This is a genomic window from Burkholderia sp. APQ4-4ca, from assembly GCF_057837105.1.
In genome coordinates this window covers 74,156-97,918 of record NZ_JBYQCG010000067.1, presented here as the reverse complement: position 1 = coordinate 97,918, position 23,763 = coordinate 74,156, and the positions used below count along the sequence as shown (strand labels likewise).

The following is a 23,763-nucleotide window of genomic DNA, read 5'->3' as shown; positions in this document are numbered from 1 at the left end:
CGCTGTGCCATCGAACGGTGAGCGCGCGAGCCCGATCAGCCGAAGGGGGGCGACATTGTGGACATCCGTCGCCACCAACCAATCGGAACGCTGTGCATTTCAATGGTGAGGGTGACGGCCCGATGCCGCCGAAACCCTTGTCGCACGGGGCTCAACCGCCATTCTTCGACCAAGCCGCGTGCCCGACCGCGCCGCCTTTTCCGCCCGACCGCCCGACCGCCGGAACACACCTCCATCAACCCTCCAGCGCCCCGCGCCAAAACTATCTCAAATTCCTCCAAAAAGCTGCGCAGTTTTTCTCGCCACGGGCCGCTCCGCGCAAGATGAGGAAAAACATTCTCGGCAGCGCGCGAAAAAATAGAGTCGTTCGCTGCCGGCCCCCGCGCGTCATCCGACGCCCGCCGCGCACGGGCCAGAACAGCACAATCCGGAGACTTCCCCACATGACCGCCCGCCTGCCCGTCGACGGCCCGCCTGCCCTGTCCGACTACCGCCTGACCGACAACCTGACCGCGACGCGCGGCCGGATCTTCCTGACCGGCACGCAGGCGCTGATCCGCCTGCTGCTGATGCAGCGCGCGGTCGATACCGAACAGGGGCTCAACACGGCCGGCTTCGTCAGCGGCTACCGCGGCTCGCCGCTCGGCATGGTCGACCAGCAACTGTGGAAGGCGAAGAAACTGCTCGACACGAACGGCGTGCGCTTCCTGCCCGCGATCAACGAGGAACTCGGCGGCACGGCCGTGCTCGGCACGCAGCGGGTCGAGGCCGACCCCGAGCGCACGGTCGAGGGCGTGTATGCGATGTGGTACGGCAAGGGCCCGGGCGTCGATCGCGCAGGCGACGCGCTGAAGCACGGCAACGCGTACGGCTCGTCGCCGCACGGCGGCGTGCTGGTCGTCGCGGGTGACGATCACGGCTGCGTGTCGTCGTCGATGCCGCACCAGAGCGACTTCGCGATGATGGCGTGGCACATGCCCGTCGTGAACCCGTCGAACATCGCCGACATGCTCGAATTCGGCCTGTACGGCTGGGCGCTGTCGCGCTACTCGGGCGCGTGGGTCGGCTTCAAGGCGATCTCGGAAACGGTCGAATCGGGCTCCACCGTCGACCTCGATGCGTTGCAGACGCGCTGGCCGGCGCCGGCCGGCTTCACGCCGCCGGCGGGCGGCCTGCACAACCGCTGGCCCGACCTGCCGAGCCTCACGATCGAGGCGCGCCTCGCGGCGAAGCTCGACGCTGTTCGCCATTTCGCGCGTGCCAACAGCATCGACAAGTGGATCGCGCCGAGCACGCACGCGAACGTCGGCATCGTCACCTGTGGCAAGGCGCACCTCGACCTGATGGAAGCGCTGCGCCGCCTCGACTTGACGGTCGCCGATCTCGACGCGGCCGGCGTGCGGATCTACAAGGTCGGCCTGTCGTATCCGCTCGAAATGACCCGCGTCGAAAGCTTCGTCGACGGGCTCGCCGAAGTGCTGGTGATCGAGGAGAAGGGCCCCGTCATCGAGCAGCAGATCAAGGACTACCTGTACAACCGTGCGGACGGCGCGCGCCCGCGCGTGCTCGGCAAGCACGACGCGGCCGGCGCATGCCTGCTGTCCGAACTCGGCGAACTGCGCCCGTCGCGCATCCTGCCGGTGTTCGCGGAATGGCTCGCACGGCACAAGCCGGCGCTCGACCGCCGCGAGCGCGTCGTCGATCTCGTCGCGCCGCAGATCCTGTCGAACGAGGCGGACGCGGTGAAGCGCACGCCGTACTTCTGCTCGGGCTGCCCGCACAACACGTCGACGAAGGTGCCGGAAGGCTCGATCGCGCAGGCCGGCATCGGCTGCCACTTCATGGCGTCGTGGATGGAGCGCGACACGACGGGGCTGATCCAGATGGGCGGCGAAGGCGTCGACTGGGCCGCGCACGCGATGTTCACCCACACGAAGCACGTGTTCCAGAACCTCGGCGACGGCACCTACTTCCACTCGGGCATCCTCGCGATCCGCCAGGCGGTCGCCGCGAAAGCGAACATCACGTACAAGATCCTCTACAACGACGCGGTCGCGATGACGGGCGGCCAGCCGGTCGACGGCAGCATCTCGGTGCCGCAGATCGCGCGGCAGGTCGAGGCGGAAGGCGTGTCGCGCTTCGTCGTCGTGTCGGACGAACCGGAGAAGTACGACGGCCATCACGGGCAGTTCCCCGCCGGCACGACGTTCCATCACCGCGGCGAACTCGACGCGGTGCAGCGCGAATTGCGCGACACGCCGGGCGTCACGGTGCTGATCTACGACCAGACCTGCGCGGCCGAGAAGCGCCGCCGCCGCAAGAAGGGCGAATTCCCCGACCCGGACAAGCGCCTGTTCATCAACGACGCGGTGTGCGAAGGCTGCGGCGACTGCGGCGTGCAGTCGAACTGCCTGTCGGTCGAGCCGCTCGAGACGCCGCTCGGCCGCAAGCGCCGCATCGACCAGTCGTCGTGCAACAAGGACTATTCGTGCGTGAACGGCTTCTGCCCGAGCTTCGTGACGGTCGAAGGCGCGGCGCTGAAGAAGGCCGCCGGCGCCGCATTCGACGAAGCGGCGCTGGCCGCGCGTGTCGACGCGCTGCCGGTGCCGGCGACGCACCTCGACGCGGCGCCGTTCGACATGCTCGTGACGGGCGTCGGCGGCACCGGCGTCGTGACGGTGGGCGCGCTGATCAGCATGGCCGCGCACCTCGAAGGCAAGAGCGCGTCGGTGCTCGACTTCATGGGCTTCGCGCAGAAGGGCGGCTCGGTGCTGTCGTTCGTGCGGATCGCGTCGAGCGACCGCTGGCTGAACCAGGTGCGCATCGACACGCAGCAGGCGGACGTGCTGCTCGCGTGCGACATGGTGGTCGGTGCGAGCGCCGAGGCGCTGCAGACGGTGCGTCACGCGCGTTCGCGGATCGTCGTCAACACGCACCGGATCCCAAACGCGTCGTTCGTGCAGAACCCCGACGCGAACCTGCATGCGGACGCGCTGCTCGAGAAAATGCGCCACGCGGCCGGCGACGGCTACCTGTCGAGCTGCGACGCGCAGGCGCTCGCCGCGAAGTTCCTCGGCGATTCGATCGGCGCGAACATCCTGATGCTCGGCTACGCGTGGCAGCTCGGCCTCGTGCCGGTGTCGCTCGCCGCGATGATGCGCGCGATCGAGCTGAACAACGTCGCGGTGCCGATGAACAAGCTCGCGTTCTCGATCGGCCGGATGGCGGCCGGCGACGCGGCGGGCCTCGACGCGTTGTGGAACGCGCGGCACGCGGTGGCCGCGCATGCCGCGCCGGAGACGCTCGCCGAGCTGATCGCCGATCGCGAGGCGCGTCTCGACGCGTACGGCGGCGCGCGCTACGTCGAGCGCTACCGTGCGCTGGTGAGCGCGGCGCAGGCGAAGGGCGACGACGCGCTGACGCGCGCGGTCGCGACGACGTTCTACCGGCTGCTCGCGGTGAAGGACGAATACGAAGTCGCGCGGCTATATACGGACGACGCCTTCCGCACGGCGCTCGAAGCGCAGTTCGAAGGCGTGCCGGGACAGACGTACCGCGTGAAGTTCAACCTGGCGCCGCCGACGCTCGCGAAGGCCGGCAGCGACGGCAGCACGCCGAAGAAACGCGTGTTCGGCCAGTGGATGTGGCCGGTGTTCGGCGTGCTGGCGCGCGTGCGCAGCCTGCGCGGCACGTGGCTCGATCCGTTCGGCCGCACGGTCGAGCGCAAGATGGAGCGCGCGCTGGCCGACGACTACGAGACCACGCTCACGCGTGCATTCGCCGCGATGACCGCCGGCAACGCGGCGCAGGTCGCGCAGTTGGCCGACCTGCACGCGCGCGTGCGCGGCTTCGGTCACGTGAAGGTGCGCAACCTGGCCGGCGTGAAGCGCGCGGAACGCGAGCTCGCGTTGCAGCTCGGCATCGACGCGGCGACGAGCGCGGCCGTCCAGCACGCGCTCGACGAGCTGAAGGGCGCGGGGATGCTGAAGGGGATTCCGGTCGTCGTCGCGAAGTAACGTCGCGGCGGGCGGATGTGAAAACGGCGATGCTCGTGTGAGCGTCGCCGTTTTTTTATGGTCCTCGGTGGCGGCGCGCAGGCCGCCGCCGGCCCGTCAAACAATGCCTTTCTTGCGCGTCGACAGCGCGGTTTCCGACAGGTCGATCTCGCGAATCAGCTTCGTCAGCGTCTCGTCGGAAATCTTGCTGTCGCCGCGCAGCCGGTACAGCGCCGAGCGTTCGGCGCGCACGGCCGCGATCCGCATCTGCAATTCCATCGTTTCGGTCTGCTTCGCTTGCGCGCGCGGCGTGGGGCCGTCGTCGGCCAGCGCGGCGAGCCGTCGGCGGTATTGATCCATCACGCGTGCGGAGATGTCCGCGCAGCGCGCCGCGCCCGATTCGTCGAGATCGGCCGAGATCGCGTCGTGCGACGCATCGATCGCGCGGATCGCGGCCTGCGCGGCGGCCGAGCGTGCGATGCGCTCCTCGTCGCCGAGCGGGTTGCGCGACGAGCGCACGCCGCGCAGCAGCAGCGGCAGGCCGATCACCGCGACGATCAGCGAGCCGAGGATCACGGCCGACGCGATGAAGACCGCGGTGTCGCGGCCCGGCAGCGGCGCGCCGTCGGACAGCGCGACCGGGATCGACAGCACGCCGGCGAGCGTGACCGCGCCGCGCACGCCGCCCACCGTCATCACCGCGATCGTGCGCACGCCGGCCATCGTGCCGGCGAGGCCATGGCGCGCGGCGCGGCGGCTCGCGAACCAGCGCAGCAGCCACACCCACAGGAAGCGGATCGCATACAGCGCGAGCATCATCGCGCACACGTTGAAGATCATCCGGCCGACCAGCGCGTCGCTCGTATGGTGCGCGTCGACGAGCGCACGGCCGATGATGTGCGGCAACTGCAGCCCGAGCATGATGAACACCATGCCGTTGAACACGAACTCGATCAGCGCCCACGTGCTTTCGGCGCGCACGCGCGACGCGACGGTGCTTTTGCGGGAGAAGCTCGTGTAGTTCATCATCATCCCGGCCGAGACGGCCGCGAGCACGCCCGACAGGTCGAGGTGCTCGGCGAACAGGTAGGCCGCGAACGGCACCAGCAGCGTCATCACGATGCCGGGGGCCGGGTCGCCCTCCTGCTCGGCATTCAGGAAGCGCGTCGACAGCGCGCTGAACAGCCACGCGACGATCGCGCCCGTCGCGAGCCCGCCGGCCGCGACGATCACGAACGTGACCGACGCGGCGCGCAGCGAGAACACGCCCGTCAGCGCGGCCGCGATCGCGAACTTCAGTGCGACGAGGCCCGACGCGTCGTTCATCAGCGCTTCGCCTTCGAGGATGTGCATCAGTTGCGGCGGAATGCGACCCTTGCCGGCGATCCCGGAAAGCGCGACCGCGTCGGTCGGCGACAGCACGGCCGCGAGCGCGAACGCGATCGGCAGCGGCAACTCGGGAATCAGCCAATGCGCGAAGTAGCCGACTGCGAGTACCGTCATGAACACGAGCCCGAACGCGAGCATCAGGATCGCGCGGCGCTGCAGGTAAAGCTCGCGCTTCGGAATCCGCCAGCCGTCCGCGAACAGCAGCGGCGGAATGAACAGCAGCATGAAGATCTCGGGGTCGAACGTGACGTGCAGGTTCAGCTTCGGCCACGCGAGCATCGCGCCGAACGCGATCTGCATCAGCGGCAGCGGCAGTTGCAACGGCAGGAGACGCGTGACGGCGCCGGACAGCGCGACGGTCAGCAGCAGAATGAGGACTGTGAAAACGATTTCCATCGAGACGGCGAATAACGCGGAATGAAACGATCGTACGGAGTGTAGCGTGCCGACGTAACGGGTGCGCTCGAGTGGCCGGTGCGTGCGCACGGGAATGGTGCGTCGAACACGCGCCACGGTGGTGCGGCAGCCCCGCACAGCCGCACCGCGCAGGGGTTGGCGGCACCTCGCACGGAGCTTGCTTGAGGGAGAGCAGCCGCCCGGCTTGCGCCGGGTAACCGAGGGTCCAACCAATGACATGGCGCGCCGTCCCGTTCGTCGTTTTTCGCCGGACGCTGGGCGTCGCGTTCGACTGCATCACCAGGAGGAAGGCATGACGATCGTGCAACAGGAGCGTCCGGCCGCCGCGTCGCCGTACCGGTTCGAGCGGGAGATGAGCTCGGGCTTCGAACGGCTGGCGACGCAGCACCGCGACCTGACGCTCACGACCGTGTTCCAGCCGATATTCAGCCTGTCGCACCAGCGCGCGGTGGGCTACGAGGCGCTGCTGCGCGCACACGATGCGCTCGACCGCCCCGTGTCGCCGCTCGACGTGTTCGGCGAAGCCGCGCGCCGGGACGAACTGCTGCAGCTCGACCGGCTCGCGCAGGCGCTGCATCTGGAGAATTTCGCGCTGCTCGGCGCGGAGCGCGAGTGGCTGTTTCTCAACGTCCATCCGGGCGTGCTCACCGATCCGTTCCAGGCGGCCGCGCTGCTCGCGAACCTGAAACGGCTCGGCATGCCGCCGCGGCGCATCGTGCTCGAAGTGCTCGAACAGCGCGCGGAAGACGTCGAGCGGCTCGCGGAGGCCGTGCGCGAGTTCCGCACGCACGGCTTCCTGATCGCACTCGACGATTTCGGCGCGGGCCATTCGAACCTCGAACGGATCTGGCAGCTGAACCCGGACATCGTGAAGCTCGACCGGATCATGCTGTCGCACGCGGCGCACCGCACGGGGCTCACCGCGATCCTGCACGGCCTCGTCACGCTGTTGCACGAGGCCGGCAAGCTGGTGCTCGTCGAAGGGATCGAGACCGAGCACGAAGCGCAGATCGCGCTGTCGTGCGAGGCCGATTTCGTGCAGGGCTACTACTTCGGCCGCCCGGCGCCGGGGCTGCCCGACAGCGCGGCCGCGACCGGCTGCATCGGCGAGCTGACCGAGCGCTTTCGCGAGCAGACCGAAGCGCGCGAGCGGCGCGACGCGCAGCGGCTCGCACCGTACCTGCGTGCGTTCGAACGGGCGGCCGAGCGTCTCGCGGCCGGCGAGCCGCTCGACGAGGTGTGCTGGAACTTCCTCGCGCTCGATGCGGCCGCGCGCTGCTTCCTGCTCGATGCGCGGGGCCGGCAGTCGGGCCGCAACGTCGTGCTGCGCGCCGACCGCGCGCTCGCCGAGGCGCGTTTTTCGCCGCTGGCGGACGCGCAGGGCGCGAACTGGCTGCGCCGGCCGTATTTCCGCTCGGCGATCACCGAACCGGGGCGCGTGCAGGTCACGCGGCCGTACCTGTCGATCAATGAGGCGCAGCCGTGCGTGACGTTGTCGGTGGCCGTGCGCGTCGGCGATACGCAGCGCGTGCTGTGCGGCGATATCGACTGGATCGACGAGGACGCGCAAGCGGCGTAGCGGCACACGGTCCGGATGCGGCGACCGACGGCGCGGGGGCGGCCGTTGCATTCGCCGCGCGCTTCCCCGACAATGGCGCGACCGCGGCCGTCGTGACCGCGCGCGCCGTCCGGGGGGCCACCATGGCGGCGAATATAAAAAGGAAAACACCATGAAAAGACCGATTTCGCTGACCATCCTCGCGTGGATCATCATCGTCACCAACGCGATCACCTGCGTCTACACGCCGTTCTCGATCGGCATGCCGGCCACCCAGGCGCTGCTGTCGCACTACCTGCTGCCCGTGTGGGCCACGTTCGGCATCAGCATGATCGTCGAAGCCGCCAACGTCGTGATCGGCATCGCGATCCTCAAGGGACGCGAATGGTCGCGCAAGGCCTATATCGTGACGTTCGTATTCGGCATGGGGTTCTCGTTGATCAACATGCCGGCGTCGATGCTCATGGTGCTGGTCCCGGGCGTCCTGCTGTTCGCGGTGTTCGTCTACCTGCTGTTCCGGCGCCCCGCGACCGCGTATTTCAGGCAGGCCCTTGCATGAGCGTCGTGCGTAACGCGCTGGCGATCGTGCTGTTCTCGATCGCCGGCTTCTGCGTGATCGCCGCGCAAACGGCCGCGTTCCTGAAAGTCGGGCAGGCGGGCGCGACGGCGATAGTCGTCGCCGTGCTGTTCGCGGTGTCCGCCATGCTGCTGGCCGCGGGCGCGTTTGCCGGCGCATTCCGGCCGCGTGCGCGCGGCGCGGGCATCGTGCTGCTCGCCGCGGCCGCGACCACCGCGCTCGGGATGGTGAGCTGGGGGATGCTCGTGCTCACACCGGCGATCGTCGACGTGATGCAGCAGCAGGGCGCGTACTTCGACGCGCGGATGTTCCGCTTCATGCCCGGCACCGGCGTGACCGCGTTGTCCGCGCTCGTCGGCGTCTGGCTCGTGCGGCGCGGCTGACGTACCGGGCTGAAGTACGCGGCTGAAGCACGCGGCCGCCGGCCCGCTGGCGTCCGTCACGCGGCTCGGCTAGGATGCGCGAATTGTCCAGACGATTCGCGGGCCGCCCATGAACCGACATGCCGCTTCTTCCGTTCTTCTCGAAGTGATCGCCACGACCGTCGGCGATGCGAAGGTCGCCGCCCGCGCGGGCGCCGACCGTCTCGAACTCGTGACCGCGATCACCGAAGGCGGGCTGACGCCGAGCGTCGGCCTGATCGAGGCCGTCGTGGCCGCCGTGCCGATTCCCGTCAACGTGATCGTGCGTCCGCACAGCCGCTCGTTCGTCTATGACGCCGACGATCTGCGCGTGATCGAGCGCGACGTGCGCGCGGCCGTCGCGGCCGGCGCGAACGGCGTCGTGTTCGGCGCGCTCGATGCGCACGGCGACGTCGATCTCGGCGCGCTGGCCCGGATCGCGGCCGCCGCGGACGGGCGCGCGCTCACGTTCCACCGCGCGTTCGACGTCGCGCGCGATCTCAATGCCGCGTTCGACGCGCTGCTGCGCGTGCCGGCCGTCACGTCCGTGCTGACGTCGGGTGGCCATCCGTCGGTGCTCGACGCGGTCGCGACGATCACGCGGCTCGTGCGGCAGGCGGCGGGCACGACCTGCACGGTGCTGGCCGGCTCGGGGCTCACGGTCGATGCGGTCGGCGATTTCGTGCGCGCCACCGGCGTGCGCGCGGTGCATTTCGGCTCGGGCGTGCGGCCGCGTGGCGAGGTGCTGGCGCCCGTCGACGCGCAGCGCGTCGAGCGCGTGCGCGCGGCGCTCGACGGCGCGGCGTCGCACGTGTGACGCACGCACCGACACCACAAGACATGACATCATCGGGAAGAGAGGGCCACATGACGGACGCCACGCAGGACACGCAAGACGGCGCGAACGACGATGCCGCGCCCGGCTGGGACGCGATCGACGCTGCGCTCGCGCACCTTTATCCGGGCCAGGCGCCGAAGCACTACGGCACGCTGGTCAAGTGGCGCCTCGGCGGCCCCGATCCGCTCGACGGGATCAGCGTGTGGCAGCGCGCGGAACCCGTGCCGCACTGGCATTTCGTCACGTATGGGCTGAGCGAGCTGTATGCGAAGGAGTCGGACGATCCGGCCGTCAGCGGCTTCGGCTTCGAGTTGACGATGCGCGTTGCGTGCGCGGCCGGCGACGACGAGCCGCCGCGCTGGGTGTTCAGCTTCCTGCAGAATCTCGCACGCTACGTGTTCCAGAGCGGCAACGCGTTCGACGACGGCCACTGGATGACGGCCAACGGCCCGATCGCGCTCGATACCGATACGGCGCTCTGCTCGATGGGCTTCGCGTTCGATCCGGAACTGCCGGCAATCGACACGCCGCACGGCCGTCTCGCGTTCCTGCAGGTCGTCGGGCTGACGCTCGACGAGGAACGTGCCGCGAAGCGCTGGCGCACGCGCGCGCTGCTCGACACGCTGCTGCCGCACATGCCGCTGTGGGTGACCGATCTCGGTCGCGCGTCCCTGCTCGAACGCGCGGACGTGCGCGAGCAGGTCGATGCGGGCACGCAGCGCGACGGCTCGGCGAGCGGCTACCTGTTCACCGACGTGCTCGGCTGGGAAACCCGCAAGCGGCTGCTGCGCGCGCCGGTGATCGAGATCACCGTCGGCGCGCGGCAGGTCGACGAACTCGTCACGCTGTTGCCGCTGCGGCTGCCGTTCGATCGGCCGTTTCGCCTCGTCGGTCACGACGGCGCGGTGCGGTTCGTGCGCGGCGATGCGAACGGCGTGACCGACGAAGACGGCACGCCGACGCTGCGGCTCACCGATGCGACGGTCCAGGCGCTGGCGCGCACGCTGAAGCCGCGTGCCGGCGAGTACGCGATCGACGGGCTCGATGGCGTGCGCTGGCGGGTGGAGAAGACCGTGATCCGTGACGCGCAGGGCAATCCGGTGCAGACGATCGGATGAAAAAAGCCGGGGCGCGCCCCGGCTTTGTCGTTGGCGGTCACGGCCCGCCGGCCGCGATCGCTTACGCGTTTTCCGCCAGCATGTCGGCCTGGCTCGCGCGGATGCCGAGGCGCTCGAACAGCGCACGGTCGCGCTGCGTCTGCGGGTTGCTCGTCGTCAGCAGCTGGTCGCCGTAGAACATCGAGTTCGCACCCGCGAGGAAGCACATCGCCTGCATCGCGTCGTCGAGCTGCTCGCGCCCGGCCGACAGGCGCACGACGGCCTTCGGCATCGTGATGCGCGCGACCGCGATCGTGCGCACGAACTCGAACGGGTCGAGCGGCGCGGTGCCTTCGAGCGGCGTGCCTTCGATCGCGACGAGGTTGTTGATCGGCACCGATTCCGGATACGGGTTCAGGTTCGCGAGCTGCGAGATCAGGCCCGCGCGCTCGCGGCGCGATTCACCCATCCCGATGATGCCGCCGCAGCACACGTTGATGCCCGCGTCGCGCACGCGGTCGAGCGTGTCGAGGCGATCCTGGTACGTGCGCGTCGAGATCACCTGGCCGTAGAACTCCGGCGACGTGTCGAGGTTGTGGTTGTAGTAGTCGAGGCCCGCATCGGCGAGCTGCCGAGCCTGTTCGTTTTCCAGCATGCCGAGCGTCATGCAGGTCTCGAGGCCGAGTTCCTTCACGCCGCGCACCATCTCGGTCAGCGCGGGCATGTGACGCTCCTTCGGGTTGCGCCATGCGGCGCCCATGCAGAAGCGGCTCGCGCCGTTCGCCTTCGCCGCGCGCGCGGCGTCGAGCACCGTGTCGACGTCCATCAGCTTCTCGGCCTTCAGGCCCGTGTCGTGATGCGACGACTGCGAGCAATAGCCGCAATCTTCCTCGCAGCCGCCCGTCTTGATCGACAGCAGCGTCGACAACTGCACCGCGTTCGCGTCGAAGTGCTCGCGATGCACCTGCTGCGCGCGGAACATCAGGTCGTTGAACGGCAGCTCGAACAGCGCGACGACGTCGGCGACGCGCCAGCGCTGCGGCGTCGGCGCCGCCACGGGAATCGCGTCGGGTTGCACGGCGGCGGTCTGGGCTTGGGTCATTTCGTTTTCCTGTCCTGGCGGGATGGGGGATCGGTTGGGTCAATGCCGCGCGGCGCGCAGCGATTCGACGAGCGCGGCGATGTCGAGCATCGCCGCGGCGGATTCGGGGGCGGCCGGCGTCACGTGCGCGATGCGGCCGAGCAGCGGTGCGCGGTGCTCGCGCGCGAGCCAGTCGCGAATCGTCGCGACGTTCTCGTCGGCGAACGACATGGCCGGGTCGACGTGGTTCGCGACCCAGCCCGCGAGCGTGAGGCCGCGCCGGCGAATCGCGTCGGCCGTCAGCAGCGCGTGGCTGATGCAGCCGAGCCGGACGCCGACGACGAGCACGACGGGCAGGCCGAGCGCGACCGCGAGATCGGCGGTGTCCTGCGTGTCGTTCAGCGGCACGCGGAAACCGCCGACGCCTTCGACGACGACCACGTCCGCGCGCGTCAGCGCTTCGCGATGGCACGCGACGATCGTGTCGAGGTCGAGCGTCACGCCTTCCTGCGCGGCGACGATATGCGGCGCGGCCGGCGCTTTCAGCAGAAACGGCGTGCGCAGTTCGGGCGGCAGCACGACGTTCGCGGCGGCGTCGAGCTGGTCGGCATCCTCGTTGCGCCACACGCCGTCGCGTTCGTACGCGCCGGCCGCGACCGGCTTCAAAGCGGCCGCGCGCAGGCCGTGCCGCGCGAAGCCGTGCAGCATCGCGGCCGACACGAAGGTCTTGCCGATTTCGGTGTCGGTGCCGGTGATGAAAACGGAGAGCGGGGCGTTGGTCATGCTGCTGCCTCGTCGCTGGCTTCGATCAACGCGGCCTCGAGCCTTGCCAGATCGTCGAACGAATGCGCGGCCGACAGCGACACGCGCAGCCGCGACGTGCCGGCCGGCACCGTCGGCGGCCGGATCGCCGGCACCCACAGGCCGTGCGCGTCGAGCGCGCGCATCGCCGCGAGCGTCGCGTCGTTGCTGCCGATCACGAGCGGCTGCACGGCCGTGTGCGAATCGACCGGCTGCCAGCGCGTGCGGTGCAGCAGCGCGCGCGTGCGATCGATCAGCGCGGCGAGGTGCGAGCGGCGCGCGTCGCCTTCGTCGCCCGCGATCACTTTCAGGCTCGCCGATACCGCATGCGCGACGGCCGGCGGCGCGGCCGTCGTGAAGATATAGCTGCGCGCGCGCTGGATCAGCCATTCGATCACGGTCTCATGCGCGATCACGAATGCGCCGGCGACGCCGGCCGCCTTGCCGAGCGTGCCGACGTACACCAGATGCGGCGACCGCAGCGCGGCGGCCGCGAGCGCGCCGCGGCCTTGCGGGCCGAGCACGCCGAAGCCGTGCGCGTCGTCGACGACGAGCCACGCGCCGTGGCGCTCGGCCAGCGCGACGAGTTCGGCGAGCGGCGCGAGGTCGCCATCCATGCTGAATACGGTGTCGCTGACGATCAGCTTCGTTTCGGCATCCGATGCGTCGAGCAGCGCGGCGAGCGTGGCCATGTCCGCATGCGGATAGACCTGCACGTTCGCGCGCGACAGCCGCATGCCGTCGATCAGCGATGCGTGGTTCAGCGCGTCGGAGAAGATCGTCGCGCCGTTGCCGGCGAGCGCCGTCATCGCGGCGAGGTTCGCCATGTAGCCGGTGCTGAAGTACAGCGCGCGCGGCGCATCGGAGAAGCCGCCCGCGAAGCCCGCGAGTTCGTCTTCCAGTTTGGCGTGCGCGCGCGAATGGCCGCCGAGCAGGTGCGAGCCGCCGCTGCCGGAGCCGTAGCGCTGCGCGCCTTCGGCGAACGCGGCGACGAGCGCCGGATGCGCGGCGAGGCCGAGGTAGTCGTTGCTCGCGAAGCCGACGATCTCGCGGCCGTTCACGGTCATGCGCGCGTCGCACGCGGTGTCGGCGATGCGGCGCACGCGGCGCAGCCCTTGCGCGTCGAGGTCGGCGAGGCCGCGTTGCAGGGTGTCGAGCAGGCTCATCGGCCGAGGCCCTCCAGCGTCGCGTCGAGCGTGTCGCGCGTGCGCTGCGCGAGCCACGCAATATCGTCGTCGCTCATCACGTACGGCGGCATCAGGTACACGGTCGTGCCGATCGGGCGCAGCAGCAGCTCGCGTTCGAGCGCGTGTTCGAAGAAACGCCGCGAGAAGCCGCGCGCCGCGTCGCCGTCGAGCGCGACGTCGAACGCGAACAGCGTGCCGCGCTCGCGCAGGTGGCGCACTTGGGGGTGCGCGTCGAGCGGTGCCAGCGCCGCGCGCAGCGTCGCCGATTTGCGGGCATTGCTCGCGAGCACGTCGTCGCGCGCGAACAGGTCGAGCGTCGCGACCGCCGCGCGGCACGCGAGCGGGTTGCCGGTGTACGAATGCGAGTGCAGGAAGCCGCGCGTCGTGTCGTCGTCGTAGAACGCGGCGAACACGTCGTCGCGCGTGAGCACGAGCGACAGCGGCAGGTAGCCGCCGCTGATGCCTTTGGACAGGCACATGAAATCGGGCCAGACGCCGGCCTGCTCGCACGCGAAGAAGGTGCCGGTGCGCCCGCACCCGACCGCGATCTCGTCGGCGATCAGGTGCACGCCGAATTCGTCGCACAGCGCGCGCAGCCCGCGCACGTACGACGGATCGTGCATCGCCATGCCGGCCGCGCATTGCACGAGCGGCTCGACGATCAGCGCGGCGATCCGGTCGCCGCGCTCGACGAACAGTCGGCGCACGTCCGCGAGCGCGCGGCCCGCGACGTCGGCGGCCGTCTCGCCCGGCAGCGCGCCGCGCGCATCGGGCGACGCGACCACGTGCGCGTGGCGGATCAGCGGGTCGTACGCATCCTTGAACAGCGCGACGTCGGTCACGCCGAGCGCGCCGATCGTCTCGCCGTGATAGCTGTTCGCGACGCAGACGAATTCCTGCTTGTTCGCGCGGCCGCGGTTGCGCCACGCGTGGAAGCTCATCTTCAGCGCGATCTCGACGGCCGACGCGCCGTCCGACGCGAAGAACGCATGGCCGAGCGTGCGCGCGGTGAGCGCATGCAGCCGTTCGGCGAGCTCGATCGCGGGCTCGTGCGTGCAGCCGGCGAGCATCGCGTGCTCGAGCGTGTCGAGCTGGTCCTTCAGCGCCGCGTTGATGTCCGGGTTCGCATGGCCGAACAGGTTGACCCACCACGAGCTGATCGCGTCGAAGTAGCGGCGGCCGTCACGGTCGTACAGCCACAGGCCCGCGCCGCGCGCGACGGGGACGAGCGGCAGGCGCTCGTGGTGCTTCATCTGGGTGCAGGGATGCCAGACCGCGCGCAGGCTGCGCGCGACCCAGTCGTCGGTGGCTGGCGTACTCAAGGCGACTCCGGGGGTAAAACGACCGCGCGGCATCGACGGAATGCCGCGCGGCGGGATACGAAACGCGCAGAGATTAGCGTGTTCCGCCGGACGTTGCACTAGCGGTTACAAACGCCGCAAAGCCTTGCTGGGCGGGAGTTCGGCGCAGTTCGCGGGTGCTCGGGACGGAACGCGGCGGATCGGGAGGAATGCGCGCAGATGACGACGTTCGAGTGACACCCCCCGACAGAAAAAAATCGTGGACGGGGTGCGGCCGGGGTGGCGAAATAGGGGGAACGATGACGGGCGGTATTGGTGGCGACAACGGGGCGATCTTGCTCCGCGGATTGTCCGATCAATGGAGCGGCGCAAGGCCGGACGACTGGAGGAGATCTGGCGCGAATTCAAGTCGATTGCTCGTAAAAACGAGCATTACGTAGCGTATGCGCGATTTGACGAGCAGGGCGGGGGAGTGCCGCGGCGAGCGTGAATCGACGGCGCGCGAAGGGAAGCAGGAGAAACGACAGCCGCGCGTCAGCGCGAAGCCAGTGCGCGCGTATCGGTATCGCGGGCGCGATCGCCGTTGTCGGCCGTCTGGGTCGTGTCGGCGTTCCACACGACGCGGTTGTTGACCGCATACAGCCGGCACGCGCCGGCGCCTTGCTTCGCGCAGTTGTCGAGCGCGAGCGCCATCGGATCGTCGCCGCCTTCGGCCCACGACCACGCGCCTTCCGACGACACCGCGAACGCGCGGCTCGGATGCTGGTTCAGGAAGCGGCGATAGCCTTCGCGGCCGGCTTCGTCGACGTAGGGCACCGCGTTGACCGCGTCGATCGACGCGTAGCCGGTCGCTTTCGGCTCGTGCGGGTCGGCGACCGCATAGCGCACCGCGGTGGGCAGGTTCAGTTCGGCGAGGAACGCGTGCACGGCCGGCCACCACACCGGCACGCCGTCGCGATCGACGATCAGCCGGTGCGCGTCGTCCTTGTAGCGGCCGAAATCGACGAACTGCGCCTGCGTGCCGTGCGACACGTACGCATCGTGCATCTGCGCGACGAGCGCGGGCGTCCATACCGAATCGTTGTCGCCGTACAGCCACAGCGAGCGCACGGCCGTGTGCGCGCCGTACTGGTCGAATGCGTCGACGAGGTTGCGCTGCCAGCCGTCGCACAGGTCCTGGCGCAGCCCGCCGGAGAAGTTGATGATGCCGCGCACGCCCGCCGCGGCTTCGGTGCCGTATGCGACCGACGCGAGCCCGCCGTGCGACGTGCCGGCGACGACGATGCGCGACGCATCGACGTACGGCTGGCGCGACATGTAGCGCACCGTCGCATCAACGTCGGCGGCCTGCGCGAGGCCGTTCTTGCCGACGTTGCAGCCTTCCTGCTGATACGTGCCGCCCGAACCGGCGAAACCCTGGCGATTCGGCGCGATCACCGCATAGCCGCGGCGCACGAATTCGCGCGCGAACGCGAGCGGCCGGCTGCGCGGCTGCAGATGCAGATCGCCGGTATTTTTGCCGTGGTTGAAGACGACGAGCGGGAACGGGCCGGGCCCGTTCGGCTTGAACAGCGTCGCCTCGAGCGTGATGGCGCCCGACGCGTCGGCCGGAATGCGGAGGATCTGCTCGTTGAGATCGGCGGCGACCTGCGGCAGGTTCGAGTCGGCGTAGTCGAAATGCTCGGCGTGAGCGAGCGACCCGCTGGCGCCCGCGCCCGTATCGGCGCTCGGCAGCGTACCGGCCTGAGCGGCCGACAGCGCGCAGGCCGCCATCCATCCCACCAATACCTTGCTGAACGCCATCCGTAAGCCCTGCCACGCAACATGACCAAGTCGAACCCATCGTAGCCCGACAAAATCAGGTTGTGCAATGCGGGAATTACCCGGCGTCTGACATGGCAACTATTTGTCAGCGTTCACTTACTTCGCCGTCGACATAGCGCCAGAAACCCTGCTCGTCGCGTTCGAAACGGCTCGTCTCGTGGAGCCGGTAAGCGCGTCCGCCGACCTTGTAGCGGGCCACGAATTCGACCTCTGCATGCCGGTCGTCGAGCGGTACGTGCCGTTTGACCGCGAGGCCGAGCCAGCGCGGCGCGTCCGGCGCGTCCGGATCGGTGTCGAGATCGGGCGGGCAGGTGCGCGCGGCCCACGTCGCGCGCAGGTAGTCGGTCGCGCCGAGCACGTACGCGCTGTACCGCGAGCGCATCAATTCGAGCGCGGTCGGCGCGGCTTGCCCGCCGTCGATGAAGCGGCCGCAGCAGGCCGCATAGCGCGGCGCCGGCGCGTTGCCGGCGGGCGCTGCGGACGCGCCGCCGCACGGGCACGCGTCAGGTCGATTCAAAATCATGCGTAATATGAATTAACAACGATCGGTGGCCGGCGCTGTTCACCAGCTCAGCTCGATGCCGTCGTACTGGAAGAACCGGCCGTTCGCCTGGGACACGTCCGAAGCGGATTCGGCGATCACGCGACGCATGCCGGTCACGCTCGTTTCCGGATCGATCGCGGCCTGCGCGCCGCCCATGTCGGTGCGCACCCAGCCGGGGTGCAGCGAAATGCACGCGGCATGGCGCGTCTGCAGCGACGCGATGCGCAGCGCGTCGTTCAGCGCGGCCTTGCTCGCGCGGTAGAGCCAGCCGGTCGTGCCGGTCGCCTCGGCGATGCTGCCCATCCGGCTCGACACGACGGCCAGCACGCCGCGCGCGTCCTCGACGAGCGGCAGCAGGATCGGCAGCAACTGCATCGGCCCGCGCACGTTCGTATGCATCACCGCGTCGAAATCCTCTGCGGTGATCGTCTCGACGCCTTCGGTGCGCGGCCCGTACACGCCGGACACGAGCACGGCCGCATCGAGCCGCTCGCCGTCGAGCTTCCAGCCGAGCGCCGCGATCTGCGCGGGCTGCGCGATGTCGAGCGCATGCGGCTGCGCGTCGAGCGCACGCAGCGCATCGAGCGACGCCGCGTCGCGCGCGGTGGCGATCACGTTCCAGCCGTCGCGCCGGTATTGCCGGACGAATTCGCGGCCGAGGCCGCGCGATGCGCCGACGATCAATACGGTTTTCATACCCGTCGCTCCTTGGGTTGGCGCCGCCGTGGCGGTGCCGGTGTCAGTCCGTTCGAGGCGCGCCGCGCCCGTGTGGCCGCCGCCGCCGGGCGGCGGGCGCGTCACCGCACGTTACTGCGCGTCGTCGCACGGTTTCAGCGTGGCGGCGACGGCCTGCGCGACGCCTTCGAGCCGTGCGGCATCCGCCGCGACCATGTCGTTGTCCGGCGCGTGCTGGCCGCGTGCGGTCAGCGCGGCCACGCAGCGCTTGTAGGTCTCGTCGAGCGCGTCGAAGTTGGACACGGACATCCCGAGGTTGCGCATCCGGCCGTCGTGCACGCCGTACACGAGCCCGTGCACGGTGAGCGACTGGCCGCGCGCCCACGCGTCGTTGACGATCGTCGTGCGGCACACGTTGACGACCTGTTCGATCGAATTCAGCTCGATCAGGCGGCGATACCGCGCTTCGCCGACCGGCCATTCGTCGAGCAGCGCCGCATGGCGCTCGCGCACGTCCTGCACGTGATGCAGCCAGTTGTCCGCGAGGCCGACACGGCGGTTGTGCAGCGCCGCGTTCACGCCCGAGCAGCCGTAGTGGCCGACCACCATGATGTGCTTCACGCGCAGGATGTCGACCGCGAACTGGATCACCGACAGGCAGTTCAGGTCGCTGTGCACGACCACGTTCGCGATGTTGCGGTGCACGAACACTTCACCCGGCGGCAGGCCGATGATCTGGTTCGCCGGCACGCGCGAATCGGAGCAGCCGATCCACAGATATTCCGGCGCCTGCTGGTCGGCGAGCCGTGCGAAGAAATCGGGATCGTCGGCGAGCTGGCGTTTGACCCAGGCATCGTTGTTGTCGAACAGATGTGAAAGCGGATTGTCTTGGGTAGTCATCGGTGTGGATCCCGTTGGCGGAAATCAAGTCGATATCGGTGGGGGCACCGGCGTCAGGCGGCGCGCTGCGCGTCGCCCGCGCCGTCGTTCCGGCCCGTCGCGTCGAACCGCGCGGGGTAGCGCACGCTGAAGCGCAGGGCCGTGTCGTACGGATAAAAATCGGGCAATTCGCCCTGCATCAGCTTGTCCTTGCTCGCCTGCCACAGCGCGGGATCGAAAAAGTCCGCGTGATGCTTCATGAAGACGTCGCGCACGCGCGGGTCGCCGAGCAGGAACGGCCCGTAGGTCTCCGGAAAGATGTCGTGCGGGCCGACGGTATACCACGGTTCGCCGGACAGCTCGTCTTCCTCGTTGCGCGGCGGCGGCACGCGCCGCACGTTGCAGTCGGTCAGGTACTCGATCTCGTCGTAGTCGTAGAACACGACGCGGCCGTGGCGCGTGACGCCGAAATTCTTGTACAGCATGTCGCCGGGGAAGATGTTCGCCTTCATCAGCTCCTTCACCGCGTTGCCGTATTCCTTCACGCCGTGCTCGACGTCCGCGTCGCTGCCGTTCTGCAGGTACAGGTTCAGCGGCGTCATCCGGCGCTCGATGTACAGGTGCTCGATCACGAGCTTGTCGTCCTCGTATTCGAGCAGCGACGGCACTTCCTTTTCGAGTTCGCGCACGAGCGCATGATCGAGCCGCGCGAGCGGCAGCGCGACGCTCGAATACTCCAGCGTGTCGGCCATCCGCCCGAGGCGGTCGTGGCGCTTCACGAGCTGGTACTTCTCCATGATCTGCGCGCGCGTCGTTTCCTTCGGCGGCGGGAAGTAATCCTTGATGATCTTGAACACGTACGGGAACGACGGCAGCGTGAACACGAGCATCACGAGGCCCTTGATCCCGGGCGCGACGATGAAGCGGTCGCTCGAATGCGACAGATGGTGCAGCAGGTCGCGGTAGAACAGGTTCTTGCCCTGCTTCTGCAGCCCGACCGACGTGTAGATCTCGGCCTTCGGCTTGCCCGGCATGATCGTGCAGAGGAAATCCACGTATGCGGACGGCACGCCCATGTCGACGAGGAAGTACGAGTGCGAGAAGCTGAAGATGATCTGCAGCAGGTCGCGGCGCAGCAGCACGGTGTCGAGCGCGAGCACGCCCGGGCGCACGTGGCGGATCGGCACCGCGAACGGCAGCACGCGGTCGGCGTTGATGATGCGGCCGATGATGTACGCGCTCTTGTTGCGGAAGAACAGCGACGACAGCACGTGGATCTGGAAATTCGGCGCTTCGTCGAAGTGGCCGAATTCGTCGTCGATCGCCTGCATCACGCAGCCGATGTCGCGCGTGAGATCCTCGAACGCAGGCTCGAGCTGGAAGTTCGTGACGATGCGCTCGAGCGTGACCGCGAGGCCGTCGGTGGCCGGATAGTACGCGCGGTAGGTCGGCTTCGCGGCCGGCTCGTCGTTCTCCAGATACTCGGTCGAGATCGCCGGGCGCACGAAGATGAAATCGTTGCTGAAATACGAGCGGTGCAGGATCTTGCAGCACACCGAATTGAAGAAGGTTTCCGCGCACTCGGGCTGGCGGTGCGACGTGAGCAGTCCGATGTAGTGCAGCTTGATCTGCTGCCACACTTCGTCGTCGATGTTCTCCGCGTCGTATTCGTCTTCCAGCACCTCGACGCATTCCTTCACGCGATCGTCGTACGACGTGATCCGCTCGCGCGCGAGCCGCTGCAGCCCGTGCCAGTCGCCGCGCTCGAACAGCGTCTTCGCGTCGACCGCCGCTTCGCGGAAGATCCGGTAATGGCGATCGAAGTATTCGAGCATCGTCTGAGCGACGTCGAAACCGATCTGCGACGACAGCAGTTTGGGGAAGTGATTCATCGCGTGCAGGCTCGTTCAAGGGGCTGTAAGCACTCGCCATTTTAGCGCCCAAGTCGGCGTTTCAATGACTTTCGCGGTGACGCGCGAACGGCCGTCAATCGGCGCGTTGATCGCCGTTGGGCGCCGTTCGATGCATCTTCGCGTAAAGATACGGGTACGGAACCGATTCTGACACGAACTTTTTTCTGGCGGGCCGGCGTGCGTCGGGCACCCGTTTCGCGCGACGGCGATAGAATCGACGCACCGCCCGCCGCGCGCTGCCGCCGGCACGCATTCGCACCGATAACGACGAGACGCCCCACCGATGAACGCCCTGGAACACCAACTCGAGTACCCCTTCGCCGACACGCTGCCCGCCGCGGGCGATACGTTCGAGGTCGCGCCCGGCGTGCGCTGGCTGCGCATGCCGCTGCCGTTCTCGCTCGACCACATCAATCTCTGGCTGCTGCGCGACGAGATCGACGGGCAGGCCGGCTGGACGATCGTCGATTGCGGGATCGCGTCGGATGCGATCCGCACGCACTGGGAGCAGATCTTCGACGCGCATCTCGACGGCCTGCCCGTGCTGCGCGTGCTCGTCACGCACTGCCACCCCGATCACTTCGGCCTCGCGAACTGGCTGTGCGAAGGCGGCGACAAGGGCCGCTGGAACGTGCGGCTGTGGATGACGCTGGGCGAATATATGTTCGGCTGCCTGATGGCGGCCGGCAACGGGTCGAACGCGGGCGGCGCGGCCGCCGCCGAGCACTTCGCGCGCCACGGGCTGACCGATCCGGCCGCGCTCGACCAGCTGCGCAACCGCCGCGGCTATTACTCGGACCTCGTGCCGGCCGTGCCGCCGCGCTACCGGCGCCTGCGCGAAGGCGACGCGGTGGCGATCGGCGCGCGCACGTGGCGCGTCGTTACCGGCTTCGGCCATTCGCCTGAACATTGCGCGCTCCACAGCGAAGCGGACGGCGTGCTGATTTCCGGCGACATGGTGCTGCCGCGCATCTCGACGAACGTGTCGGTGTTCGATCTCGAACCGGAAGCGAACCCGCTCGCGCTGTACCTCGAATCGCTCGCCCGCTACGAGACGATGGCGCCCGACACGCTCGTGCTGCCGTCGCACGGCAAGCCGTTCCGCGGCGTGCGCACGCGCATCGCGCAACTGCGCGAACACCACGATGCGCGCCTGGCCGAAGTGCGCGTCGCGTGCGCGGAGCAGCCGATGAGCGCGGCCGACGTCGTGCCGATCATGTTCCGCCGCCGCGAGCTCGACATCCACCAGATGACCTTCGCGCTCGGCGAGGCGCTCGCGCACCTGAACCTGCTGTGGCTCGCGGGCGAACTCGTGCGCGAGCAGGGAGACGACGGGGTGATTCGCTTCGCGCGAGCCTGAGTTCGCCGGTTGCGGAGTGGGAACAGTTTGTCCATCATTTCCGATTCAGCCCCGATACGCTCTATCAGTCATGCCACGCAATGTCAGTCTCTCCGACCTCATCACGCTGTCGGCCATCCGGACACTGGCCGACCCGACATCCTTCGAGCGCGGCCGAGCTTACCATCACGACGGCGCCGTTTCGGGGTTGACCGAACGCGACGGCGAACTGTCGGCGACCGTGCGCGGCACGTATCGCTATCGCGTCGCATTCGCGGTGGGTAACGACGACACGCTGGACTACGCGTGCAATTGCCCGGTCGGTGACGGCGGCGCGTTCTGCAAGCATGCGGTGGCGGTTGCGTTGTCGTGGCTGGGCGACAGCGGCGAAACGGTCTTTCACGACGAAGCGCCCGAGCCGGCGCGGCCGCGGCGCAAGCGCAAGACGCACGCGGAGCTGATTCGCGATCATCTGGAGACGCTCGACGAGCACGCGTTGCGCCGTTACCTGCTCGACGCGGCCGAGCGCGACCGATCGTTGCGCGACAGGCTGCTGTTCGACGCACGTGCCGCGAATGCCGACGACATCGCGAGCCTGCGCACCGCCGTCCGGCAAATGGCCCGTGTGTCGCGGCCGCTTGGCTGGGACGAAGCGCACATTTTTGGAGAAGGGCTGTTTGAACTCGCCGACATGCTGCGCCGACAACTGGCGGGCGCCCATGCAGCGCAGGTCGTCGAGCTGACAGAGCTGGCGATTGCCGACGCGGAAGCGAGCCTCGAACAGATCGACGATTCGGACGGCAGCGTCGCGCCCGGCATCGGCGAACTGGCCGCTCTGCATCTCGATGCGTGCATTCAGACGCGGCCGGATCCGGTGAAGCTGGCCGACCGGCTGTTTCGTCTGCAAGCCGGCGGCCAGTGGGATACGTTCCGCGATGTGCTGCCGGCGTACGCACCGGCGCTGGGTGACGCGGGATTGAGCCGTTATCGGGAGCGGGTAGAGGAGAGTTGGGCCGTGCTGCCCGCGCAGCCGGCGAACAAGCGCGACGAGTACGCACATGACACGGTGCGCCACAATCTGGAACATGCGATGGAGACGCTCGCGAAACATGACGGCGACGTCGACGCGCTGATACGCATCTGGTCGAAGGACCTGTCGGCGTCGTACCGGTATGCGCAGATCGCCGAATTGTGCGCGGCGCACCGTCGTTTCGACGAGGGGCTCGCATGGGCCGAACGCGGGATGCGCGAGCTGAAGGACCGGCACGACGACCGCCTGCTTGGCTTCTGCATCGAAGAGCATGTGCGCCGACGCGCGTTCGATCGGGCGGACGAGCTTGCGTGGCAACGCTTCGCGCATTACCCGACGGCGGAGGCATTTCGCGCGTTGATGAAGGTCGCGAAGCGGATCAGGCGAGACGCCGCCGTGAAAGCGCGTGCGATCTCGCATTTCCAGTCGCTTGCCCGCGAGCGGGAATCGGCGGGGCGGCCGAGCGTCGGCGCACGAAGCTGGGAGCCGCCGCCGCGCACCGAACTGGTGAAGCTTTTGCTTGCGGAGCGGGATGACGACGCAGCGTGGGAGGCGTTCCAGGGCGGGCCGGTCGATACCCTCGTATGGCCGACGATGGCGGCGGCGCGCGCGAAGACGCATCCGGACGACGCGATCGCGCTGTATCACCGGTATCTGCCGTTCGCGCTCGACCATGGCGCGGGCAGTGCGCGGTACGACGAGGCATTCGGTATCGTGCGCGAGATTCGTGGGCTCCGGGTTGCGCATCGTCAGGAGGCGGCATTCGACGCGGAACTGGAAGCCATTCGCAAGACCTACCGGGCGAAACGCAACTTCATCAAGCTGCTCGAGAAGCTCGGCGCGTGATGCGGCCGGCGGAAGGGAGGGTAGATGGAGGTGAATATCGATGTGCGGGCCGTCGACGACACCGTGCTCGC

Annotated in this window: 18 protein-coding genes; 8 read left to right on the top strand and 10 right to left on the bottom strand. The window is 68.7% G+C overall.

Translation table 11 applies throughout. From position 1 onward, the window contains the following. The first annotated feature begins 443 nt into the window (after positions 1-443). Positions 444-4,016, top strand: a complete 3,573-nt coding sequence (locus tag AC3IFE_RS05075) for an indolepyruvate ferredoxin oxidoreductase family protein (RefSeq protein ID WP_489189784.1) — start codon at positions 444-446, stop codon at positions 4,014-4,016. Positions 4,017-4,112: 96 nt separating this feature from the next. On the opposite strand, the gene AC3IFE_RS05070 is transcribed toward AC3IFE_RS05075, so the two are convergent. Then, a complete protein-coding gene (locus AC3IFE_RS05070) occupies positions 4,113-5,780 on the bottom strand; it encodes a Na+/H+ antiporter (RefSeq protein ID WP_301739943.1) in 1,668 nt (555 codons plus the stop codon). Positions 5,781-6,093: 313 nt separating this feature from the next. Here AC3IFE_RS05070 and AC3IFE_RS05065 point away from each other — a divergent pair, with 313 nt between their 5' ends. The 5 genes from AC3IFE_RS05065 to AC3IFE_RS05045 all read left to right on the top strand — a co-directional run bounded on the left by AC3IFE_RS05065 (position 6,094) and on the right by AC3IFE_RS05045 (position 10,293). Further along, positions 6,094-7,380, top strand: coding sequence for a sensor domain-containing phosphodiesterase (locus tag AC3IFE_RS05065; RefSeq protein ID WP_301739942.1), 1,287 nt, complete (start codon positions 6,094-6,096; stop codon positions 7,378-7,380). 151 nt (positions 7,381-7,531) lie between these two features. Beyond that, positions 7,532-7,918, top strand: a complete 387-nt coding sequence (locus tag AC3IFE_RS05060) for a hypothetical protein (RefSeq protein WP_089468598.1) — start codon at positions 7,532-7,534, stop codon at positions 7,916-7,918. Beyond that, a complete protein-coding gene (locus AC3IFE_RS05055) occupies positions 7,915-8,319 on the top strand; it encodes a hypothetical protein (protein WP_489189783.1) in 405 nt (134 codons plus the stop codon). The genes AC3IFE_RS05060 and AC3IFE_RS05055 overlap by 4 nt, the downstream gene beginning before the upstream one ends. A gap of 109 nt (positions 8,320-8,428) precedes the next feature. Beyond that, a complete protein-coding gene (locus tag AC3IFE_RS05050) occupies positions 8,429-9,154 on the top strand; it encodes a copper homeostasis protein CutC (RefSeq protein ID WP_489189782.1) in 726 nt (241 codons plus the stop codon). A 50-nt stretch (positions 9,155-9,204) separates the two neighbouring features. After that, positions 9,205-10,293, top strand: coding sequence for a suppressor of fused domain protein (locus AC3IFE_RS05045; RefSeq protein WP_489189781.1), 1,089 nt, complete (start codon positions 9,205-9,207; stop codon positions 10,291-10,293). Between the two features lie 61 nt (positions 10,294-10,354). On the opposite strand, the gene bioB is transcribed toward AC3IFE_RS05045, so the two are convergent. The 9 genes from bioB to aceK form a co-directional block, all read right to left on the bottom strand. Continuing rightward, positions 10,355-11,374, bottom strand: a complete 1,020-nt coding sequence (bioB, locus tag AC3IFE_RS05040) for a biotin synthase BioB (protein ID WP_489189780.1) — start codon at positions 11,372-11,374, stop codon at positions 10,355-10,357. 39 nt (positions 11,375-11,413) lie between these two features. Then, positions 11,414-12,136 (bottom strand): dethiobiotin synthase, encoded by a 723-nt coding sequence (bioD, locus tag AC3IFE_RS05035; RefSeq protein WP_489189779.1) that lies wholly within the window; start codon positions 12,134-12,136, stop codon positions 11,414-11,416. Then, a complete protein-coding gene (gene bioF, locus AC3IFE_RS05030) occupies positions 12,133-13,320 on the bottom strand; it encodes an 8-amino-7-oxononanoate synthase (RefSeq protein ID WP_489189778.1) in 1,188 nt (395 codons plus the stop codon). The genes bioD and bioF overlap by 4 nt, the downstream gene beginning before the upstream one ends. Continuing rightward, complete coding sequence (bioA, locus tag AC3IFE_RS05025; RefSeq protein ID WP_489189777.1) at positions 13,317-14,663, bottom strand: adenosylmethionine--8-amino-7-oxononanoate transaminase; 1,347 nt, start codon at positions 14,661-14,663, stop codon at positions 13,317-13,319. The genes bioF and bioA overlap by 4 nt, the downstream gene beginning before the upstream one ends. 513 nt (positions 14,664-15,176) lie before the next feature. Beyond that, positions 15,177-16,445, bottom strand: coding sequence for a dienelactone hydrolase family protein (locus tag AC3IFE_RS05020; RefSeq protein WP_089468589.1), 1,269 nt, complete (start codon positions 16,443-16,445; stop codon positions 15,177-15,179). A 106-nt stretch (positions 16,446-16,551) separates the two neighbouring features. Beyond that, positions 16,552-16,989 (bottom strand): YchJ family protein, encoded by a 438-nt coding sequence (locus tag AC3IFE_RS05015; protein WP_489189776.1) that lies wholly within the window; start codon positions 16,987-16,989, stop codon positions 16,552-16,554. A gap of 39 nt (positions 16,990-17,028) precedes the next feature. Further along, positions 17,029-17,706, bottom strand: a complete 678-nt coding sequence (locus tag AC3IFE_RS05010; protein WP_489189775.1) for an SDR family oxidoreductase — start codon at positions 17,704-17,706, stop codon at positions 17,029-17,031. 111 nt (positions 17,707-17,817) lie between these two features. After that, positions 17,818-18,585 carry a carbonate dehydratase gene (gene can, locus AC3IFE_RS05005; RefSeq protein ID WP_089468586.1) on the bottom strand — a complete coding sequence of 256 codons (768 nt, stop codon included), beginning with the start codon at positions 18,583-18,585 and terminating at the stop codon, positions 17,818-17,820. 53 nt (positions 18,586-18,638) lie between these two features. Beyond that, entirely contained in the window at positions 18,639-20,456 is a 1,818-nt protein-coding gene (gene aceK / locus AC3IFE_RS05000; RefSeq protein WP_489189774.1) for a bifunctional isocitrate dehydrogenase kinase/phosphatase, read from the bottom strand. A 304-nt stretch (positions 20,457-20,760) separates the two neighbouring features. On the opposite strand from aceK, the gene AC3IFE_RS04995 reads away from it, so the two are divergent. Further along, positions 20,761-21,837, top strand: a complete 1,077-nt coding sequence (locus AC3IFE_RS04995) for an MBL fold metallo-hydrolase (RefSeq protein ID WP_301739932.1) — start codon at positions 20,761-20,763, stop codon at positions 21,835-21,837. Between the two features lie 70 nt (positions 21,838-21,907). Then, entirely contained in the window at positions 21,908-23,692 is a 1,785-nt protein-coding gene (locus AC3IFE_RS04990) for an SWIM zinc finger family protein (protein WP_489189773.1), read from the top strand. Positions 23,693-23,763 lie beyond the last annotated feature (71 nt).

Coding starts and splice junctions, on each gene's coding strand:
- bioB (WP_489189780.1), bottom strand. CDS start 11,374: ATGACCCAAGCCCAGACCGCCGCCGTGCAACCCGACGCGATTCCCGTG.
- AC3IFE_RS05075 (WP_489189784.1), top strand. CDS start 444: ATGACCGCCCGCCTGCCCGTCGACGGCCCGCCTGCCCTGTCCGACTAC.
- aceK (WP_489189774.1), bottom strand. CDS start 20,456: ATGAATCACTTCCCCAAACTGCTGTCGTCGCAGATCGGTTTCGACGTC.
- AC3IFE_RS05045 (WP_489189781.1), top strand. CDS start 9,205: ATGACGGACGCCACGCAGGACACGCAAGACGGCGCGAACGACGATGCC.
- AC3IFE_RS05010 (WP_489189775.1), bottom strand. CDS start 17,706: ATGAAAACCGTATTGATCGTCGGCGCATCGCGCGGCCTCGGCCGCGAA.
- AC3IFE_RS04990 (WP_489189773.1), top strand. CDS start 21,908: ATGCCACGCAATGTCAGTCTCTCCGACCTCATCACGCTGTCGGCCATC.
- can (WP_089468586.1), bottom strand. CDS start 18,585: ATGACTACCCAAGACAATCCGCTTTCACATCTGTTCGACAACAACGAT.
- AC3IFE_RS05050 (WP_489189782.1), top strand. CDS start 8,429: ATGAACCGACATGCCGCTTCTTCCGTTCTTCTCGAAGTGATCGCCACG.
- AC3IFE_RS04995 (WP_301739932.1), top strand. CDS start 20,761: ATGAACGCCCTGGAACACCAACTCGAGTACCCCTTCGCCGACACGCTG.
- AC3IFE_RS05015 (WP_489189776.1), bottom strand. CDS start 16,989: ATGATTTTGAATCGACCTGACGCGTGCCCGTGCGGCGGCGCGTCCGCA.
- bioD (WP_489189779.1), bottom strand. CDS start 12,136: ATGACCAACGCCCCGCTCTCCGTTTTCATCACCGGCACCGACACCGAA.
- AC3IFE_RS05055 (WP_489189783.1), top strand. CDS start 7,915: ATGAGCGTCGTGCGTAACGCGCTGGCGATCGTGCTGTTCTCGATCGCC.
- bioF (WP_489189778.1), bottom strand. CDS start 13,320: ATGAGCCTGCTCGACACCCTGCAACGCGGCCTCGCCGACCTCGACGCG.
- AC3IFE_RS05020 (WP_089468589.1), bottom strand. CDS start 16,445: ATGGCGTTCAGCAAGGTATTGGTGGGATGGATGGCGGCCTGCGCGCTG.
- AC3IFE_RS05070 (WP_301739943.1), bottom strand. CDS start 5,780: ATGGAAATCGTTTTCACAGTCCTCATTCTGCTGCTGACCGTCGCGCTG.
- AC3IFE_RS05060 (WP_089468598.1), top strand. CDS start 7,532: ATGAAAAGACCGATTTCGCTGACCATCCTCGCGTGGATCATCATCGTC.
- AC3IFE_RS05065 (WP_301739942.1), top strand. CDS start 6,094: ATGACGATCGTGCAACAGGAGCGTCCGGCCGCCGCGTCGCCGTACCGG.